Origin of the sequence: Pseudoalteromonas sp. BMB, assembly GCF_001709235.1 — a bacterium.
In the GTDB taxonomy this organism is placed as follows: domain Bacteria; phylum Pseudomonadota; class Gammaproteobacteria; order Enterobacterales; family Alteromonadaceae; genus Pseudoalteromonas; species Pseudoalteromonas maricaloris.
On record NZ_MBQA01000013.1, the window covers coordinates 178,859 to 197,493 of the forward strand.

17 protein-coding genes and 1 pseudogene are annotated in these 18,635 nt (G+C 42.4%); 15 read left to right on the top strand and 3 right to left on the bottom strand.

What is annotated here, in order from left to right; translation table 11 throughout:
• Nucleotides 1-25 precede the first annotated feature (25 nt).
• From BB427_RS02075 to BB427_RS02110, 8 genes are all read left to right on the top strand, one after another.
• Nucleotides 26-670, top strand: coding sequence for a CatA-like O-acetyltransferase (locus BB427_RS02075; protein ID WP_010369021.1), 645 nt, complete (start codon nt 26-28; stop codon nt 668-670).
• Nucleotides 671-1,073: 403 nt separating this feature from the next.
• Nucleotides 1,074-1,844 (top strand): DUF3450 domain-containing protein, encoded by a 771-nt coding sequence (locus tag BB427_RS02080; protein ID WP_069018787.1) that lies wholly within the window; start codon nt 1,074-1,076, stop codon nt 1,842-1,844.
• Nucleotides 1,845-1,850: 6 nt separating this feature from the next.
• Nucleotides 1,851-3,212 carry a MotA/TolQ/ExbB proton channel family protein gene (locus tag BB427_RS02085; RefSeq protein WP_069018797.1) on the top strand — a complete coding sequence of 454 codons (1,362 nt, stop codon included), beginning with the start codon at nt 1,851-1,853 and terminating at the stop codon, nt 3,210-3,212.
• Nucleotides 3,212-3,736: a MotA/TolQ/ExbB proton channel family protein gene (locus BB427_RS02090; protein WP_069018788.1), complete on the top strand. Its 525-nt coding sequence runs from the start codon at nt 3,212-3,214 to the stop codon at nt 3,734-3,736. The genes BB427_RS02085 and BB427_RS02090 overlap by 1 nt, the downstream gene beginning before the upstream one ends.
• Before the next feature lie 14 nt (nt 3,737-3,750).
• Complete coding sequence (locus BB427_RS02095) at nt 3,751-4,155, top strand: ExbD/TolR family protein (RefSeq protein ID WP_010369015.1); 405 nt, start codon at nt 3,751-3,753, stop codon at nt 4,153-4,155.
• Nucleotides 4,155-4,772 carry an energy transducer TonB gene (locus BB427_RS02100; RefSeq protein ID WP_010369012.1) on the top strand — a complete coding sequence of 206 codons (618 nt, stop codon included), beginning with the start codon at nt 4,155-4,157 and terminating at the stop codon, nt 4,770-4,772. Before BB427_RS02095 ends, BB427_RS02100 begins: the two co-directional genes overlap by 1 nt.
• A 10-nt stretch (nt 4,773-4,782) precedes the next feature.
• A complete protein-coding gene (locus BB427_RS02105; protein ID WP_069018789.1) occupies nt 4,783-6,042 on the top strand; it encodes a hypothetical protein in 1,260 nt (419 codons plus the stop codon).
• Between the two features lie 51 nt (nt 6,043-6,093).
• Nucleotides 6,094-7,098, top strand: coding sequence for a hypothetical protein (locus tag BB427_RS02110; RefSeq protein WP_254663563.1), 1,005 nt, complete (start codon nt 6,094-6,096; stop codon nt 7,096-7,098).
• Here the strand turns inward: BB427_RS02110 and BB427_RS02115 are convergent.
• Nucleotides 7,061-7,435 carry a TraR/DksA family transcriptional regulator gene (locus BB427_RS02115; protein ID WP_010369006.1) on the bottom strand — a complete coding sequence of 125 codons (375 nt, stop codon included), beginning with the start codon at nt 7,433-7,435 and terminating at the stop codon, nt 7,061-7,063. The two genes, BB427_RS02110 and BB427_RS02115, sit on opposite strands and share 38 nt — an antisense overlap.
• A gap of 37 nt (nt 7,436-7,472) precedes the next feature.
• On the bottom strand, nt 7,473-8,459 hold the full coding sequence (locus BB427_RS02120) for a tRNA-dihydrouridine synthase (RefSeq protein ID WP_069018790.1): 987 nt from the start codon (nt 8,457-8,459) through the stop codon (nt 7,473-7,475).
• A gap of 261 nt (nt 8,460-8,720) precedes the next feature.
• Here BB427_RS02120 and BB427_RS02125 point away from each other — a divergent pair.
• From BB427_RS02125 to BB427_RS02150, 6 genes and pseudogenes are all read left to right on the top strand, one after another.
• A pseudogene (locus tag BB427_RS02125) lies at nt 8,721-9,050 on the top strand (HvfA family oxazolone/thioamide-modified RiPP metallophore); the annotation flags it as partial.
• Nucleotides 9,051-9,211: 161 nt separating this feature from the next.
• Nucleotides 9,212-10,048 carry an HvfB family MNIO-type RiPP peptide maturase gene (locus tag BB427_RS02130; RefSeq protein WP_039492460.1) on the top strand — a complete coding sequence of 279 codons (837 nt, stop codon included), beginning with the start codon at nt 9,212-9,214 and terminating at the stop codon, nt 10,046-10,048.
• Between the two features lie 2 nt (nt 10,049-10,050).
• Nucleotides 10,051-10,800: an HvfC family RiPP maturation protein gene (locus BB427_RS02135; protein WP_069018792.1), complete on the top strand. Its 750-nt coding sequence runs from the start codon at nt 10,051-10,053 to the stop codon at nt 10,798-10,800.
• A 594-nt stretch (nt 10,801-11,394) separates the two neighbouring features.
• Entirely contained in the window at nt 11,395-11,940 is a 546-nt protein-coding gene (gene apt, locus BB427_RS02140) for an adenine phosphoribosyltransferase (protein ID WP_010368992.1), read from the top strand.
• A 2-nt stretch (nt 11,941-11,942) separates the two neighbouring features.
• Nucleotides 11,943-14,270 (top strand): DNA polymerase III subunit gamma/tau, encoded by a 2,328-nt coding sequence (gene dnaX / locus BB427_RS02145; protein ID WP_069018793.1) that lies wholly within the window; start codon nt 11,943-11,945, stop codon nt 14,268-14,270.
• Nucleotides 14,271-14,333: 63 nt separating this feature from the next.
• Nucleotides 14,334-14,660, top strand: a complete 327-nt coding sequence (locus tag BB427_RS02150; RefSeq protein ID WP_010368987.1) for a YbaB/EbfC family nucleoid-associated protein — start codon at nt 14,334-14,336, stop codon at nt 14,658-14,660.
• Nucleotides 14,661-14,785: 125 nt separating this feature from the next.
• Here the strand turns inward: BB427_RS02150 and BB427_RS02155 are convergent, their stop codons facing one another.
• The gene (locus BB427_RS02155) at nt 14,786-17,308 is read right to left on the bottom strand and encodes an amidohydrolase family protein (protein WP_069018794.1); all 2,523 of its coding nucleotides are present in this window, start codon (nt 17,306-17,308) and stop codon (nt 14,786-14,788) included.
• A 649-nt stretch (nt 17,309-17,957) separates the two neighbouring features.
• Here BB427_RS02155 and BB427_RS02160 point away from each other — a divergent pair.
• Nucleotides 17,958-18,584, top strand: coding sequence for a DUF3592 domain-containing protein (locus BB427_RS02160; protein ID WP_239652661.1), 627 nt, complete (start codon nt 17,958-17,960; stop codon nt 18,582-18,584).
• Nucleotides 18,585-18,635 lie beyond the last annotated feature (51 nt).

Consider the following 18,635-nt stretch of genomic DNA (forward strand, 5'->3'; position numbering starts at 1 on the left):
GAGGGGCATGTGCCCCTTTTTTTGTATGAAAAAGAAAATACCTCTTGATACTTGGCCTCGCCAAGAACACTTTTCGTTCTTCAATGATTTTGCCCAACCTTACTTTACCGTTACCGTCAGCTTGCAAATGGAAAGAGTTTACGAAATGAGTAAACGTAATGCCGTTCCGTTTTCTCTTAGTTGCCTATACGCACTACAACTGGCATTACAAAGCTATACCCCCATTCGTTACCGAATAGAGGCAGGAGAGGTGGTTGAATATGATGCTGTAGAAATTAGCAGTGTTTTTCTGCGAGGGGATGAAACCTTCAGATTTGTAAGGCTCGCACCTGAAAGTGATTTCAACCGTTTTATTAGCGCCAATATTCATAGCAAAACTGAGCAACTAAATGGGCCGCTTGTCAATGAGCAATTTTTAATGGAAAGTCAGGTGCCAAATTGTGTTCATGTATCTATACTTCCATGGTTATCTTTTTCCAGTTTTGGTCATGCGAGACACAGTCGAGATGACTTCGGCATCCCAAAATTTGTGTTCGGAAAATACAATAAAGCAGATGGTACGATGCCATTTTGTATTGAAGTCCACCATGCCTTAATGGATGGTCTACACGTCGCTGAATTCGTTCAAATTCTGCAGGAAAAAATAGATCAAGCGATTTGGGATAGATAAACAAATTTTGCGTTAGTTCGCAGAAGATGAAATAATTTGCGTTCTGTGCAATGAAAAATCTAGCTTATATTGCTGTTTTGATAGGTTATTCACAATTTCTATTTGGAATATCTATTCAATTTATTGGAATAAACCTGATGTAAAACATTGTAAACGGCGTATGCAAAAGGTTGGTTTTACAAAGGATGTGTATCTTTTGCTGTGTTTTTGATGTTAATTTTTTGTTTTGTATATAATTATTACTTATTTATTGACAAAAAATGTTTTCACAGTGAAGTTGACACATCGTGTTGCATTTAGCATTATTGGACAGTTGGTATCTGTCAAATGATATCAGGGTTGCTCTCACGTTGGTGAGAGCGCGAAAATTATAAAAGTAACATTACTTAATTGGTTGGGAACTATGTCTGTTAAAATCAGAAAGAGCCTTGTAGCTACGGCGCTTTTAGGCGCGACAGCTTTTGCAAGCAGCAATGTGATTGCAGATCCTTTGAATGACATACAAAAAGTAGGTCAACAAACTCAAACGGCTGCTAAAAAGTCTCAAGAAAAGATTGATAACCTTTACGGTCAGTCTCAAGAAATGATCGCGGAATACCGTGGTCTGGTTGAAGAAGCAGAACTGCTTAAAGTTTATAACGATCATGTTGCACGTCTTGTAGCAGATCAAAATGCAGGTATTGAGTCTCTTGAGCGTCAAATTGGTACTATTGACAAGACAAAACAGGACGTTGTGCCTTTGATGTATCGCATGATCGATACGCTTGAGCAATTCATCAAAGCGGACGTTCCGTTTAATCTAGAAGCACGTCTAGAGCGCGCTGAGAAACTTCGCAACATCATGACTAACTCGTCTGTAACGACTTCTGAGAAGTTCCGTCAAGTTCTTGAAGCTTACACTATTGAAACTGACTACAGCACAACAATGGTTGCGAGCCAAGGTTCTCTTGAGCAAAATGGCAAAAACATCAATGTTGACTTCGCACGTCTTGGTCGTATTGCATATGTTGCCCAGTCGTTCGACCAAAAACACGCTTGGGTTTGGAACAATAACTCTAAGCAATGGGATCAACTTGGCGAAGAATATCTTAAGCCTGTTAAGAGCATGATCCGTATTGCACGTAAGCAAGCGGCTCCTGAACTTGTAAATCTACCTATCTTTGGCGCGGAGTAAATAATGATGAAGAAACTATTTAAAGGTTTTGCAGTTGCTGCAGCGTTAACAGTTTCTGCTGGTGCCGCGCTAAATGCACACGCAAACACTGAAGCCTTAGACAAAATCCTAGAGCAGGTTAAGCAAAACCGAATCTCTGAAGGCAAAATCAACAAGCAGCGTGAGCAAGAGTTTTTAAATGACCGTGCTGACAAACAAGCATTGTTGAACAAAGCAAAGCGTGAGCTAGCTGCTGAGAAAGCACGTGGTGAGCGTTTAAATGAACAATTCAAACAGAACGAAGTGACGCTTGCTGAGAAAGAAGTTGAGCTAGAAAATACCAAAGGTACACTTGGTGAAATGTTCGGTGTTGTACGTCGTTCAGCTGCTGACGCTATCGGTTCAATCGAAGCTTCACTAGTAAGTGCTGAAAAACCAGGACGCGCTGAAGTACTTCGTTCATTAGCTGAAGCGAAAGAGCTTCCAACTACTCGTGAAGTAGAAGATCTTTGGATTGCATTCCAAACTGAAATGACAGAGTCTGCGAAAGTAACTAAGTTTGAAGCTGAAGTTGCTGAGCTAAATGGTGATGTAAACGTCAAAGAAGTAACACGTGTTGGTAACTTCAACCTTGTAACTAAAGATGGCTACGTTATCTACGACGCAGAGAACAAGCAAATTGTTCCTCTTGGTAAGCAACCAAGTGGTGAACTAGGTGGTGTTGAGCGTTTGATCGGTGCACCTGCTAATCAGTTCGTTATGTTTGCGGTTGACCCGACTCGCGGTTCATTACTACAACTTAATACTCAACGTGCAACGATGGAAGAGCGCTGGCACCAAGGTGACACGGTTGGTTACATCATTACAGCACTACTTATCTTGGGTGCATTGATTGCTATCGTTCGTATGCTAGACCTATTCATTGTTAGCGGTAAAATCAAAGCGCAAATCAAAAACGCGAATAACCCTAACACAAACAACCCACTTGGTCGTATCTTGAAAGTTTATCATGATAACAAAGATCAAGACGTTGAAAACCTAGAGCTTAAGCTTGATGAAGCTATCCTACGTGAAACTCCACGTATCGAGATGGGTGTAAACATCATTAAGATCTTAGCGGCTATTGCGCCACTACTAGGTCTACTAGGTACAGTTGTTGGTATGATCATGACATTCGAATCAATCACACTTTACGGTACTGGTGATCCGAAGATCATGGCAGGTAACATCTCTCTAGCGCTAGTAACTACAGCACTAGGTCTTATTGCAGCTCTACCTCTAATTCTACTTCACGCTGTTGTACACGGTCGTAGCAAAGCGGTTCTACACATCCTAGATGAGCAAAGCGCAGGTATTGTTGCTACTCACGCGGAGAAGGAGAAAGCCTAATGTTAGTCCTGATGGAGATATGGGAATCTATCAGGGATTTTGTTGCTACAGGCGGCGATGTATTATACGTGGTCGCGATAGCACTCTTTCTAATGTGGGTTTTAATGATTGAGCGCTATTGGTTCCTACTAGGCGAGTTTCCTAAGATACACAAGGATATCGTTGCTAAGTGGGACGCCCGCCAAGATACTACGTCTTGGTACGCACACAGAATCCGCGATGCTTGGATTTCTGAAGCGTCTGAAAAATTAGATGAGCGCATGTTGATTATCAAAACATTGGTTGCGATGTGTCCATTAATCGGTCTTTTAGGTACAGTGACAGGTATGATCACAGTATTCGAAACGATGGCTACTCAAGGTACGGGTAACGCACGATTAATGGCTTCAGGCATTTCAATGGCTACGGTACCAACAATGGCTGGAATGGTTGCGGCACTATCAGGTGTTTTCTTTAGCACGCGTCTAGAAGCACGTGCAAAAATGGCTAAAGAGAAGCTAGTTGATAGCTTGCCTCATCACTAGAGAGAGATTGAACTATGGCACGTAAACAACGTTTTCGTGAAGAGGAAGATGCAGCAGTAGATATGACGCCGATGCTAGACATCGTATTCATCATGCTTATCTTCTTCATTGTAACCACTTCTTTTGTTAAAGAAGCTGGTATTGAGGTTAACAAGCCAAAAGCGGCACAGGCACAAAAGACTAAGAATGCGAACATCTTTATCGCAATCCGTGAAAACGGTGAGATTTGGATGGACAAGCGTCAAGTTGATGTTGAGCGTGTAAGTGCAAACCTTGAAAGTCTAATGGCAGAACAACCTACTGACGTGATTATTATTCAAGCCGATAAAGGCGCGAAACACGGCGTAGTTGTTCAGGTTATGGACCAAATTAAAGCGACTGGCGACAATCTGAAGATTTCAATAGCTGGAGATCAGTAATGATTCGACTTCTGTTTTCACTTCTAGCAGGTGGGGCAGTAACTCTCGGCTTGTTCTTTTTCATGTCATATCTTATCTCCGGAGGAGCAGATAGGGCAGATGTACAAAAAGAACAAATCGTAGTCGAGATTATGTCGAATCCGCCTGAATCAAAGGTGCAGCAGCGGAAGCGTGTCCCGCCTCCGCCGCCGCCACCACCTAAGCAGCCGCCAAAACCGCAGCCGCCTCAGCCAGACACGGCTGATCCTTCTGCGGGTAACATCGGCTTTAACATGCCTAGCATTGACCTAGGTGGTACTGCAGGTGGTTTATCTGGACCTGGCGAGTTTGGCCGTGATGGTGATGCGACACCTATCGTTCGAATTGAGCCAAAATATCCACCTCAAGCCGCTCGTGATGGCAAAGAAGGTTGGGTACGTTTATCTTTCACAATCAATGAGCTAGGTGGAGTCGAAGATGTTGAAATTATCGATGCTGAACCAAAGCGCATCTTTGACCGTGAAGCGAAGCGTGCATTGCGTAAGTGGAAATATCGTCCTAAAGTTGTTGATGGTAAACCACAGAAGCAACCTGGAATCACAGTCCAGCTTGATTTCACACTAAACCAAGGTAATTAAGGAGGCAGGCATGAAAAGTTTACCCAAATTTACAGCTCTTGCTCTTCTTATTGCATTGACTGGTGGCATTTACTCAGAGTCAGTTTCTGCTGCGCCTAACTATGAAGAAATAGAGAAGCGTAAAGCGGCAAAAACTAAGATTATGGGTGAGCGAGTAGGTAAAAAAGTTGCCAAAGCGTTCGAATTATATAACGAAGAAAAAGTCGATGAAGCGATTGCAATGCTTCGCGAGCTTGACCCTTCAGATGATTTCGATAAAGCAACGGTTAACCGTTACCTAGGTCAGCTTTATGCTCAAAAGGAAAACTACGGCGAAGCGATTAAGTATACGCGTTTAGCTATTGCTCCTGATGCGCTTAACTTTAAAGATCAAGGCGATCTTATGAAGTTACTTGGTGATCTTCTGCTAGGTACTGAAAAGTATTCAGAAGGTATCAAAGCCTATGAAGCGTGGATGGACTTTACGGGTGAAAATGACCCTAAAGTACACGGTCGTATCGCACAAGCTTATTATGAGTTAAAGCAATATACTAATGTTATTGCTCCAGCTGATAAAGCTATCGCAGGTGTAGAAGAGCCAAATAAACAATATTATCTGATGAAAGTTGCAGCTTACTTTGAATTGAAGCAATTCAAAAAGGCTGTAGAGGTTGGTGAAGAGTTAGTACGTGTTTTCCCTGAAGACCCGAAAGCTTGGACACAACTAGGTGGCTTTTATTTGCAAACCGAAGATTACAGTAAAGGTATGACTGTAATGAAGGTGGCGTATAGCAAAGGTTACTTTGAAAAAGAGAATGACTATAAGATTCTTGGAAGCTTATACTCTTTGACAGAAGATCCTTGGCGTGCTGCTCAAACGTTCGAAAAGGCTATGAAAGATGGCAAAATTGAACGTACGAAGCAAAACGTGACTGCGCTTGCAAGTTATTACCACCAAGCTAAACATATCAGTGATGCTGCTAAATACTATGAAGAAGCTGCTAAATTTGACGATGACGCAGAACTTTATGGAAGAGCAGGTGGCCTTTTACTGCAAAATCTACAGTACAGTGCAGCGGTAGTTAGACTAAATAAAGCGTTAGAGCTTGGTACCAAAAAGAAAGGCAGTACATATGCTGATCTTGCGGAAGCTTACTACTATCAAGATAAGTTTAAACAAGCTTATGCAGCAATTTTGAAGGCGAAGGAAGATCCTAGCACTCGAAGATTTGCAGTTAGCTGGTCGAGCTTTATCAAAGAAAAAGCACAACGTAGGGGTGTTAGCCTCTAATTAAAAAGCCCCGAAAGGGGCTTTTTTGATTTCAAGTTTTAATGTGAAATTATGAAAAAGCATCTATTGTTCAGTCTTACTTTGGTCGCGTTTATATTCCAATCTGCTTGTAGTGAGCAAAAGCAAGTCGTAAGTTATCAGGAACTCAGAACTTCTTTAATCTCTCTTAACAGTAGTTTAAGTCATTCATCTACTGATGATATTACAGTTTTTCCGTTCACAGAGGGCTATTTACAGTTACGACACGCTTTATTATCAAGTAGTTTGAATGAACCTGATGTTATGGCGCATAAAGAGCTGGACTACTTAAGAATTCAAGAGCGCTACCCAGAACGTTATTTACCTTGGCCTGCCTACAGGACTGTGATCCAAAATGTGCAAGATAAGGTGAACAATGAAGAACTAGGCCAATGGCTTGCATTTGTGTTAACTAAGCTAAAAGAGGCTGATGAAAGTAATATTCGCCTAAATCGCTTAGAGCGGGAAACCATAATAAAGCAGCTTGAAGATTCGGATATTAACCTACCATCACGCTCAACGCTGCTGACTTATTTACATGATTATAAACCAAGAGCGATGCTTGGGCTGCATCAGTTACCTAATGGGAAAGAGTGGTACCAATCAAAGCTAAATTTTTATGGGGCCATTCAGGAATCGCCGAATAAAGTTTTGGCAACGTTATCAAAAATTGATGAGAAAAATAGTAAGCCAAATGAGCTCAAGATAACGGCGAATACTCAGCAGCCTTATATATTAGAGTTACTGCCAGCGAATTGCCAAAGAATTAGCGGGCTTAATTGGCGTGATGGGTTTATTAATGTGCCTTCGAGCATAGCAAAATGTACAAAGGTAATAGAGCAGCATAAAGCGCTAATCATAACTTTGATGGCTGTGGATTTGGGAATTCATTATCAAGGGTGGTCACAAAAGCAAGCATTTGTTGCGCTCAACTCAAAACTAGCGCTGAATGAACAACAAGCACAACAATTGATTGCTAATATAGTCTATTTTCCGGCGACTATTTTTGCTGCATATCCCCATTTTTTAAAGCCTTAGTCTTACAACTGCGACAGCGTTGAGTTGCTGGATCTTGTTCTAGCAACTCAAGCTCTATTGTCTGTTCGCAATCACAGCAATAACCAAACTGACCGATCTCCATTTGGCATAATGCCGCTTCGACTTTCATCAACCTATCATAGAGCGGAAACTGCTCGGGATTTATTTTTTCCATTACGATATCAAGCCATTTATTGGGTGGGTTGAGCTCTAAGGTATTGGCAAGGTTATGAGTAAACTCATTAGGTGAAGCTTTTAGCTCCCCTAAAAAGTCGCTTCTAAGTGTAGCGAGTTCAGCTTGTAAGCTTTGCTCGTAGTTATGTGTGTTTTCATTCATGGGCGCTCTCCTATCCGACGCCCCATTATCATTTCAGTCAAACTTCACTGTTATGATTTGAATCAAGGTCTGGAGACATTGCGTATTTCTGCAACACCTTCATGACGTCATCTTTGCTTTTAAGCGTTTTGATTTCATCAAAAAGAACATGTGCGCCGCTATACTGACGTTTCAAATAACTTAACCACTGTTTTGTTCTAGCCGAAAAGTACTTTTCACTCATATTCTCATCTTGATGCATGGAAGAGTGGAGGATATGGTAGACCACGTTTTCCCATGTGAGTGGAGTGTAATGAGTTCCGTTAACATGCGCTTTGATTTTTGCTGCCAGATCAGGGGTGGCTAGTGCACCGCGACCAAGCATCAAATCTTGGCATTGGCTACGTGTTTGGCAGAGTATCGCATCTTCAACTTGCCAAATCTCACCGTTAGCAACGACAGGAATGGTTAACCTTGATAGTAAAGGTGGGATCTTTTCCCAGTACGCTGGCGGTTTGTAGCCATCTCGTTTGGTACGCGCATGTATCGCCAAACTCGACGCACCACCTTGCTGGACCGCATCGACAATTTCAGTGCTATTGGCATCATCGTCAAAGCCAAGGCGTATTTTAGCGCTTACTTGATGTTCTTCTGGTACCGCATCTCTAACTGCTTTAATGATTTGATAGATTTGCTCAGGCTCTTTCAGTAAAACCGCGCCGCCGCGGCTTTTATTCACGGTTTTCGCAGGACAACCAAAGTTCAAATCGACACCATGAGAGCCAAGCTTTATGGCCTTTCGTGCATTCGCTGCAAGCGCATGGGGAACCTGACCTAGAAGCTGTACTCGTACCGGTGTTCCGGCTCTGGTATAGCCACCATTTAATAGTTCAGGACAGTATCTAGTGAATACTCTGCGTGGAAAGGTGAGATCAACAACGCGAATAAACTCAGTCACACAAAGATCAAAGCCGCCGAGATCTGTGAGCAATTCGCGCATTTTAAAATCAACTACACCTTCCATCGGCGCTAGAACTAGCTTCATGTGTTAACCTTCAGACACAACAAAAATAAAATGAGTCACTGATGACTCATCGAAAAGCGCGACATTTTAGCTAATTGTTTGCTGCAAGTCATCAACAGCCCTTAGTTATCCACAAATAGCAAAAAGGCAACAGATGGACTATAAATGGATGTAAACCACAACTTAGCGAATGCAACTAAAATTTTTAAACGTTTAGCGAAATAAATATTTAGACGTTTGGGTCTACTAATTGAATCTACTATTTCTGAGAGAGCAAACATTATGAATACCGTTAAAAAGAACTCTATTGCCCTTACTTTAAGCGCTGTTGTTGCGGGTACCGCGGGGTTAACCGCAACAGACGCAAGTGCTAATCCATTTAGTTTTGAAACAATGACCGCTGGTTATCAACTAGACGCTGGTGAAGGAAAATGTGGCGAAGGTAAATGTGGTGGCGACGCCAAAGGCAAAAAAGAAGGAAAATGCGGCGAAGGTAAATGTGGTGGCGACGCCAAAGGCAAAAAAGAAGGTAAGTGCGGCGAAGGTAAATGTGGTGGCGATGCCAAAGGCAAAAAAGAAGGTAAATGCGGCGAAGGCAAATGCGGTGGTAACCACTAAATAGGAATACCATTTTGTTCGACCCAATAGCGCAGCTAGTTATGTTAAGGTAAGCGGCGCTATTGGGTAATCCCAAAGTGAAGCCATGCATACAGTAAAGCCTCTGTGATGCCAGCTTCTGATTAGTTCAAAATAATGTCTAAAGTGAGAGAAATATGGCAGTGCAGTTAGGCAACTTAGGACTTGGTTTACGCCGTGAAATGGTCGATGACGTGCTCAATGCGCCGCCAAAGCAAGTAGACTTTTATGAGGTTGCACCAGAAAACTGGCTAAAATTTGGCGGTAAGCTTGCAAAGCAATTTCAAGCATTGACGCAACAACATACCTTTATCTGTCATGGTTTATCGTTATCGCTAGGTTCACCTGCACCGCTTGATCGCGAATTTTTATCCCAACTCAAAACATTTTTTAACCAGCATAATATCGCTACGTATAGTGAGCATCTGAGTTATTGTTCGGGAGAGGGTCATATGTACGATCTGATGCCAATCCCTTTTACTGAAGAAGCAATCTATCATACCGCTAAGCGGATCCGAGCCGTCCAAGAGCACCTAGAACGCCGGATTGCAGTAGAAAATGTCTCTTACTATGCCGCTCCTGGACAAGAAATGTCGGAGTTGGAATTTACCCTTGGGGTATTAGCCGAAGCCGATTGCGATTTGCTACTCGATGTTAACAACATCTATGTCAACGCTATTAACCATGGCTACGATGCTGAACAATTCTTAGCGGCTATGCCATCCGAGCGTATTGCATACGGTCATATCGCAGGCCATTATGTGGAAGCCGAAGACTTACTCGTTGATACGCACGGCGCTGAGGTATCTTCACCAGTATGGGACTTGTTAGAGAAAGCCTATGAGCTACATGGGGTATTTCCGACGTTACTAGAGCGTGATTTTAATATTCCTCCCATGGCAGAATTACTGGCAGAAGCGGGGCAAATTTCAGCAATACAGGCCAAATACGCCAAGCGCTTGGAGCAGGTATAGCTATGTCTTTTGTAGAAACTCAGCAGCAGTTTATGGCGCATGTCAGAGATCCAGACAACCACCCAGCACCTGAAGGCATAGAAGCTCGGCGCTTAAGAATCTATCAAGAGCTGTTTTTTAATAATGTCGAAGGCTTCGTGAGCAGTGCGTTTCCTGTACTTAAAAGCTTGTATACCAATGAAGATTGGTTGACGTTAATTAGGCTATTTTTTGCTAAGCACGATTGTCATTCGCCATACTTTTTAGAGATTAGCAAAGAGTTCTTGCAGTTTTTACAAACAGAATACGAGCCCACTGAAGTTGATCCTGAGTTCTTGTTAGAGCTTGCTCATTATGAATGGCTAGAGCTAGATGTGGCAACGACCGTTGAGGCAGAGCATGAGCTTTCAATTGAGGTACAAGCGCTTGCAGATGTTGAAATTAGCTTGGCAAGTACAGCCAGAGTTTCACATTATCAATATCCAGTTCATCAGATCAGTGAAACCTTTCGGCCAACTAAAACAGCAGGGCAAACGTTTAGTTTTGCACTGTATAGAGATGAAGACGACGATGTTCAGTTTGTCGCACTAAATCCGATGACGGCCTTAATGTTGTCGGTGATTGAAGCCAATGATGGTATGCAACTCACTGACATTGTGGATGTTATCGCGCAGCAAGTGCCTCAGTTTACTATTGAGCAGCTGCAGCAAGGGGCACGGCATACACTAGCTGAATTCGCGGATCTTGGCATTATCAAAACAAAAAACCTTTAAGCTATTGGCAACATCGACTATTATACGGCCTGTTTTTGTCGTGCTTAAACTCGGACTAGGGCGCTAGTCAATGCTTTCTGCAACTATGCAGTTGGCGCGAGTTGTAAAATTAAAGGTAGTATCTATGTCTAAAGGTGACTTTAAAGATCCGTTCAATGCAAAGTATTTCCTTGCATTTGTTGCTGTATTCGCTGGAATTGGCTGTTTAAACGCGATTCTAGGCTGGGCAACAGCGCTTGCGTAAGTCAAGCTGAGCGTATTTACCTAGAGGCTGCTTTTCGCAGCCTTTTTCGATTGAATACAGATATATACCAATTAGTCTTAATACTTGCTCAATTTGAAGGAGCAAATCTGACGCTAACTGCGTTAAAAATTTCTCATTTAGAGCAACTAAATCGCAAAACTTTCGCCTTGTTATCGACAAGATTTTCTCGCCTCAAAATAGATCACTTAATTAAGCTAATTGGTATAAAATACTTGCTAAATTGTTCGCTTTTCCTCCATCCTGACACACAAAGTCATTCAGTCGGTTTCAACCGGATAGAAAATTGTTATAATCTCACTCTTTTGTAATAAACTTAAAGCAAAGCAATTATGACGACAGAGAATATGTCATTGATCAAAAATAGTATCGCGACGGTTCCTAATTACCCAAAACCTGGGATCATGTTCCGTGACGTGACTTCACTTCTAGCAAATCCTGCTGCGTTTAAGGCAACAATTGATGCGTTCGTTGCGGCTTATAAAGATGGCGGCTTTACTAAAATCATCGGTACTGAATCGCGTGGTTTTATCTTCGGTGCACCATTGGCGTATGAGTTAGGTATTCCTTTTATTCCAGTAAGAAAGCCGGGTAAATTACCGCGTGAGGTGATCAGCCAGTCTTACCAACTTGAATATGGTGAAGATACGCTTGAATTACACTCAGATGCGATTGAAGCAGGTGATAAAGTGCTACTTGTTGATGATTTACTTGCAACAGGTGGTACTATTGAAGCAACAGCAAAACTGGTTAAGCGCTTAGGCGGTGAAGCTACTGATGCTGCGTTTGTTATTTCATTGCCTGAGCTTGGTGGTGAAAAGAAAATCAATGATCTTGGGATCAAAATCCTTTCACTTGTAGAGTTCGAAGGCGAATAAGCATGAGCTATCAGGTTCTGGCGCGAAAATGGCGTCCGCAAAACTTCCATGAATTAATGGGGCAGGAGCATGTTAAACAAGCTCTGGTCAACGCACTCAATGAAAAGCGTTTACACCATGCCTATTTATTCACCGGAACACGTGGTGTGGGCAAAACAACCATTGCTAGGATCTTTGCTAAAAGCCTTAACTGCGAACAAGGCGTTACTTCAACGCCTTGTGGTCAGTGTAGTGCCTGTACTGAGATTGAAACTGGTAAGTTTATCGATTTAATCGAAATTGATGCGGCTTCTCGCACAAAAGTTGAAGACACGCGAGAAATCTTAGACAACGTACAATATGCACCAACTCGTGGTCGCTACAAGGTTTATCTCATCGATGAAGTGCATATGCTGTCGAAGCACAGTTTTAATGCGCTCCTGAAAACCTTAGAAGAGCCGCCAGAGCATGTAAAATTTTTGCTCGCCACAACCGATCCACAAAAGTTGCCTGTGACTATTCTGTCTCGTTGTTTGCAGTTCAATCTGAACGCAATGACACAAGGGCAAATAGTTGAACAGCTAGAGAAAATCCTGCCGCTAGAGCAAGTTGCCTTTGATCCAGTAGCGCTACAAACGTTAGCGAAAGCCGCTGATGGCAGTATGCGTGACGCTCTAAGTTTGACTGATCAGGCTATTGCACAAACTAATGGCAATTTAACTGTGCCTGCAGTGCAATCTATGCTGGGACTGATGGATAGTGCTCATGCGGTCATTTTGCTGTCTGCAATTTTATGCCACGATGGTGAAGCCTTACTCAATGCGATTGAAAAAATAGCACTACAAAATGGTAATTTTGTTAGTGTGCTGGACGATTTAATTGCGTTATTGCATGTTATTCAGCTCACTCAACTCGTGCCTAGTGCTGCGCGGTTATCAAATTTTGATAACAACGACATCAAGCTATTTGCCGAGCAATTAGCACCGCAACAGGGCCAGTTGTTGTATCAACTGCTGTTGAATGGCAAAAAAGACCTAAAGTGGGCACCTGAGCCTAAACTTGGGTTTGAGATGGTCATGCTGCGCTTAATGGCGTTTGAAAAAGAAAGTCATAGTGTAGTGCCTAGCGCTCCTGTGAGCCAGGAGACTTCTGAAAAGCAAAGCAAAGTAGGGGATTTACGAGCGCTGTTAAAAAAGCCAACGGAAGATAACGCTACGGTAGCGGCATCACCTCAGGTACGGCCGACAGCAACACCTACATATGCACCAGAAGCAACGACATCAACCACGCAACAAACAACACAGTATGAGCCTGTGTCGCCAAAGCCTGCTGCGCAAAGCCAAGCACCAGTTGCCTCTGTGCCATCTGAGGCGGAGATGGCCAACCAATACGACAGCATTATGTCACAGGCGGTAGAGCAGGGGTTCCAAGAACAAGTTCCTGTACATCATCATGAAAGTGCTCCAGTTGATGATGCTGCATACGCGCAAATGGCATCACAAAACCAAGAGGATTGGTCTCGACCTGAGGTGCAAAATCAAAGCGCTTCAGAACCTGCTGCTACAGCAAGTGTTACCGAGCAGCAAAATCAAGCCCAGTCAGCAATAGCACGAATTTTAAAAAATCGTAATATCTCTGGGGCGGGTCGATTGGTGGGAGCCAATGGTGAGGTAAAAAAGTCTGAGGCGCCTAGTGCGCCAATGCCAATAGAGCAAGCGCCAGCTACGACAGTAACCACACCTGAGTATCAGCCTGAACCGCAACGCGCACAGCCAGCAACACCTCGCTTGGCACCAAAAAAGCAAAAGAAAGAAGCGTTTCAAGAGCGCCATAAACCTATTACGGAAAATTTAGCGCCAGAATTGCTAGAGCAGTTATCGCCGGTAAAACAAGATGATAACGAACAAAGTATTCAAGTGGAGATCCCTGCACCGGAAAACTTTGTTAGTCCAATCAGTGACATTAAGTTTGCTCACCAAAGCGACGATTGGGCAAACATGATTGAAAAGATGCAATTAGGTGGTCGAATTCGCCAGTATGCATTACACAGCGTGATAACGCAGCAAGGCGCGCAGGTACAATTGCAAGTAGACGCGAGTCAACAGCACTTAGACTCCGCAGTGCTGAGAGAGAAACTAACAGAAAGCCTAAGCGCTTTATTCGAACAGCCAATAACGCTTGAGATTAACTATATCGACACGGTAAATAACACGCCGTTTTTGGTACAGCAACAATTAGATGAGCATAGGCTTGTCCAAGCTAAAGCGGCGATGCGAGACGATCCACTCGTCAGTGCGTTTGTTCAAGAATTTGACGCAATGCTTGACGAAAATAGCGTTCAGGCATTGTAATTAAGGGCGTTAGCCCTTATCTTTTATCACAGTAAACCAAATTGAAGTATAAGAGAGCAGAATATGTTTAAAGGCGGAATGGGCAACATCATGAAGCAGGCGCAGCAAATGCAAGAGCGCATGGAAAAAGCCCAAGAAGAGATCAAGAGCCTAGAAGTAACAGGTGAAGCAGGCGCAGGTTTAGTTAAAGTAACTATGCTTGGTAGCCACAACGTACGTCGCGTAGAAATCGACGAAAGCCTAATGGAAGACGACAAAGACATGATCGAAGACCTACTAGCCGCTGCGGTAAACGATGCAGTTCGTCGCGTAGGTGAAGAAACGCAAAAGCGTATGTCAGAAGTCACCGGCGGCATGCAAATGCCTCCAGGCTTCAAAATGCCGTTCTAATTTAGAATCCCATAAAAATAGCGCCTGAAGGCGCTATTTTTTTGTTTGAAATTTACAGATATCAATCTTTGAATAGGGTCAGTGAGGCCGACCCTATTGATTACTGAATTGCAGCGTAAAGCCCTTTAGTTCAATGTGCTGCTATTGCGACATTTAGAAGCTAAGGTTTTAGGCGTGTAGTCTGTAAGGTTTTTAGCTTTGCCTAAATCTTCGAGATCGACCCATGTCACCTCGTCACCATTTATAAATGCACATTCCACATTGATGGAGTGGATGCTCTCAGGCGTGGTTTGAAAATCCATTAAGTTTTTATCTAAAACTATCAAGTCAGCTATTTTGCCAACTTCAATTGAACCTAGCTTATGGGAGAGGTTATGTTGCATTGCAGGAACAATAGTGACGGCCTTTATGGCGTCTTGTATTGATAAGTTACTTTTTCCATCTGTATTTGTACCTAAATACTTTCCTCTGGATGCTAAGAATGGATATTCCCAAGTGTGGCGAGTCATGGCTTGTTCAATAAACCATAGTGGGAATAACGGGCTGATACTCAAATCGCTATGTAACGAGAAGGGGATCCCTGCGGCGAGCTCTTCTTCCATAGGGTCGATCCTATTGCCTCGTAGATCTCCTAATTCATTTCTCATTGATGCTCCCCAGTAGGCCACATGGGCGATTAAATGACTGGGTGTCAAATTCGGAAACGTTTCGCGAGCTTTGAGGTATTTATAAATTGTTTTATTTTCTTTTGTACTTTGATCTATATCATTCACTGTGGAATGAATAATTGTGTGAGCTAGATCAGTAAACGTCTGAGCGACCTGTTTCTCTTTACATGTTGAAGTGTGACGTTTTGCATCACCTGCCATTTGAGTTAACGCATTAAGTGAATCTGATATAGCTTGATCACCATTTGCGTGAAGATTAAAGTACCAAGGCTGATGTACGCTGTTGTCACAGGTGGGTAAAAATCTAGAGAGATTTTGGACAATTTCGTTTTTGGTATAATCAACATGACCCTTGCCAAACGTGTTACAAAGTCCTGCTTTAGAGTAATTAGTACTTAAATTTGCGCTACAGCCTTGGGTAGAGCCATCTGAGAGTAGCTTAATGCCTTGCGCTGAGTACATACCGTTAAAAGCTTTACTTTCAAAAGGAATATAATCACATTCACTGGGGTTTTTAGGATCATACACACATTGAGTGCGAGCGGCTGTTGCGTCGTCTTGATAGTTGCGCCAATCGTACACAGAGCGAACTCTTGCGGCTGGTTGCAGTTGCTCCATGAGAACTAGATTGATGAAATCGTCTTTCATTTCTGTTGTTGAACCACCGTCTACTAACATGGTTACCCCCTGTTGCGATGAAGTATTGAGCAAGTACTTCATTTTCATCAAAACCTCTTCATTTTCATCTTTATCATATTTAGCTAGCTCCGGTTGCGCTGTATCGAGCGGGCAGCTGGTTGCAGGGGGCGTATTTGGTGCATGGTGTACTAGTGCTGAAATGTCTTTGCTACTAGTGCCTTTTGCTCTTAAAATGGTATTAATAAACAGCATATACGCACTTGGTTCTTTGATGAGGCCAGAGTACTGCCACTTTTTCGAGTCAATCTCTTTGTACTTAGCATTATTCACTATATCTAAGTCGCCATCGCTGAAGCATAAGGTTTTCACGATAAACTGACTGGTTTTTACGTCTTGTTCTGTACCTTCACAAGTCAATGTGTAATCCTCGACGGGGAGTTTAAAGTCAGGGTTCTCTTTTTCAAACTCATCGACTTTTGCTTGAGAAATCATGTCTATCTGTGCTTTTTTGACCACTGTATTGCACAAGCCCACTTGCTCAAATGCAGACATATTGGCGTACGCTAAATGCCCTGATTGGTCAGTCATAAATATAGCTTTGTTACTTTGTGCCGTTTTTAATTTTTGGTTGTCAATTTCGTCAATAGCTTTCATTGGGTATGCAAAAAATTCTCGATTTTCGTTTATACGCTGATCGAAAGGCCTCTTGGCATACTCTTCTTGGACCATTCGTGACGGATCAAGCCCATTTCCAATGTACCATCCAACTTTATTAACATGGTCAATTACAAATGGCGGACTTGTTGTTACTTTTGCTATTGCTTCATCTAGGTATATAAAGCAGTGCCCCTGTCCATCTTTCGCACTTGAAGCCTTCTTATTCGGATAGTAAATCCAGCCGTAATCTTTAGAGAGCTTTTCTTGATATTTGTCTGGCAGACAAGGCATTAAATTTTTTACTCCACTCATTTGCGCCGTTGATTGTAAATGGGCATGAGGTTCTATGAATCCTGGCATTAAGGTTCTGCCATTTAAATTGAAGTAAGATATCTTGGTTTTTGGAGCATGGTTTCTAATTGTTGCTAGCTTCTCCTTTGCGTCGTCGACTGAACCGACGAATGTAATCACACCATTTTCGACCAACACCGCGGGATTTTCATCTGCTCCTAAAGAGAAGGGTTTTTTGCTAGCAACAGTGATAATATTGCCACCGAAAAAAAGACTGACCTTAGCGCTAACATCTTCGTCTTTTGGTTTATCATCGCTGTTATTTGTTGAACTCGAGCACGCCGAAATCAATAAGGCAGCTGCGAAACATGGGATTATATTACGCTTTTTCATAAAGTTTCCTTTGAAAATTATCTAGATAACGCTATTAAGTAGCTACAAGTTCTGGCTAGCACTCTCATACAGTCAGAAATTAAATGTAATTTTATAGTTAATTTTTCAGGGTGGTAATTACACTAAGTTACGCGCCATTACAGCAATGTTGAGTAGCTACATTTAGACCGCAAAAGTAAGCCCTTAACTATGTGACAGGTGTTAAGCAGGCTCCCTTTAACCTAAATGTTTTGGGTTATCTTGAGACCGCATAATTTTACTAGCGAGCTGCATAACATGGCGGGATCAGTTACAGATATCGAAGTGAAGTTCACGAGTATGATTGAACTGAGCATCAAGAAAGTTGAAATAGATGATGAAAAACGGTCTAATAGGCCATAAAGGATACGATGTTAGGTCAGGGAATGAGCGCCGCTGTGACGATATAGCTTGTAAATCAACGCAAGTGAAGTCGCTCGCCTTAACTTTCTCTCGCCGCTTAAATAACATCTACATTCTAGGTCGAACTAGTTTAGTCTGATCCAACAATGCGTTATGCATACTACGCATATATAATTTATAAAATCATTCCAGCAAAAAGGAGTTGCTCGTGATAGTTAAATACATTTTCACTCTGATTGGGTCCGCACTGTTAATCGGATCGCTTTTTATGTACAACAGTACCCAAGACTTTCTGGACCGTGCAATCATTACCGAAGGCACAGTGGTAGACCTTATTCGTTCCCAGTCTGAAGACTCGGATACCTATGCTCCTTTCGTTAAATTCCGCACCAAAAATGGCGAAATAGCGGAGTTTGTGTCCTCTACTGGGGGCGGTCCTAACAGATATTCAATAGGAGAGGTTGTAAGCGTCGTTTATCTAGAAGATTCAATCGAAAAAGCTGAAATTAACGATACTTTCTCGCTTTGGGGCGGAGTTATGATCCTAGCTGGAATAGGCTCTGTATTTTTCCTTATTGGACTTTCAATTATCTTATTTGGCGCGTCAAAAAATAAGAAAGTGAAGTATCTAAAGGAAAAAGGGACACCAGTGGTGGCTAAGTTTCAGAGTGTTGAAGTTAACCGTAGAATAGAGTTTAACGGCAAAAACCCTTACCAAATTTGTGCACAATGGAGAAACCCATCAACATCGCAATTGCATATTTTTAATAGTGATAATATATGGTTTGATCCAACCAATCACATAGACGGAGAAGAGATAACGGTGTTAATTGAAGAAGGAAACCCGAGCAAATACCATGTGGATATTTCATTTCTCCCAAAGGTCGCGTCTTAATCTTATGAAAGCGGGCGGTTCGTAACTACAACACTAAGTAACCTGAGCTGC

What these genes read in the sequence shown, in the direction of transcription:
- BB427_RS02075 (WP_010369021.1), top strand. Translation starts at nt 26, where the DNA reads ATGAAAAAGAAAATACCTCTTGATACTTGGCCTCGCCAAGAACACTTT.
- BB427_RS02080 (WP_069018787.1), top strand. Translation starts at nt 1,074, where the DNA reads ATGTCTGTTAAAATCAGAAAGAGCCTTGTAGCTACGGCGCTTTTAGGC.
- BB427_RS02085 (WP_069018797.1), top strand. Translation starts at nt 1,851, where the DNA reads ATGAAGAAACTATTTAAAGGTTTTGCAGTTGCTGCAGCGTTAACAGTT.
- BB427_RS02090 (WP_069018788.1), top strand. Translation starts at nt 3,212, where the DNA reads ATGTTAGTCCTGATGGAGATATGGGAATCTATCAGGGATTTTGTTGCT.
- BB427_RS02095 (WP_010369015.1), top strand. Translation starts at nt 3,751, where the DNA reads ATGGCACGTAAACAACGTTTTCGTGAAGAGGAAGATGCAGCAGTAGAT.
- BB427_RS02100 (WP_010369012.1), top strand. Translation starts at nt 4,155, where the DNA reads ATGATTCGACTTCTGTTTTCACTTCTAGCAGGTGGGGCAGTAACTCTC.
- BB427_RS02105 (WP_069018789.1), top strand. Translation starts at nt 4,783, where the DNA reads ATGAAAAGTTTACCCAAATTTACAGCTCTTGCTCTTCTTATTGCATTG.
- BB427_RS02110 (WP_254663563.1), top strand. Translation starts at nt 6,094, where the DNA reads ATGAAAAAGCATCTATTGTTCAGTCTTACTTTGGTCGCGTTTATATTC.
- BB427_RS02115 (WP_010369006.1), bottom strand. Translation starts at nt 7,435, where the DNA reads ATGAATGAAAACACACATAACTACGAGCAAAGCTTACAAGCTGAACTC.
- BB427_RS02120 (WP_069018790.1), bottom strand. Translation starts at nt 8,459, where the DNA reads ATGAAGCTAGTTCTAGCGCCGATGGAAGGTGTAGTTGATTTTAAAATG.
- BB427_RS02130 (WP_039492460.1), top strand. Translation starts at nt 9,212, where the DNA reads ATGGCAGTGCAGTTAGGCAACTTAGGACTTGGTTTACGCCGTGAAATG.
- BB427_RS02135 (WP_069018792.1), top strand. Translation starts at nt 10,051, where the DNA reads ATGTCTTTTGTAGAAACTCAGCAGCAGTTTATGGCGCATGTCAGAGAT.
- apt (WP_010368992.1), top strand. Translation starts at nt 11,395, where the DNA reads ATGACGACAGAGAATATGTCATTGATCAAAAATAGTATCGCGACGGTT.
- dnaX (WP_069018793.1), top strand. Translation starts at nt 11,943, where the DNA reads ATGAGCTATCAGGTTCTGGCGCGAAAATGGCGTCCGCAAAACTTCCAT.
- BB427_RS02150 (WP_010368987.1), top strand. Translation starts at nt 14,334, where the DNA reads ATGTTTAAAGGCGGAATGGGCAACATCATGAAGCAGGCGCAGCAAATG.
- BB427_RS02155 (WP_069018794.1), bottom strand. Translation starts at nt 17,308, where the DNA reads ATGAAAAAGCGTAATATAATCCCATGTTTCGCAGCTGCCTTATTGATT.
- BB427_RS02160 (WP_239652661.1), top strand. Translation starts at nt 17,958, where the DNA reads ATGTACAACAGTACCCAAGACTTTCTGGACCGTGCAATCATTACCGAA.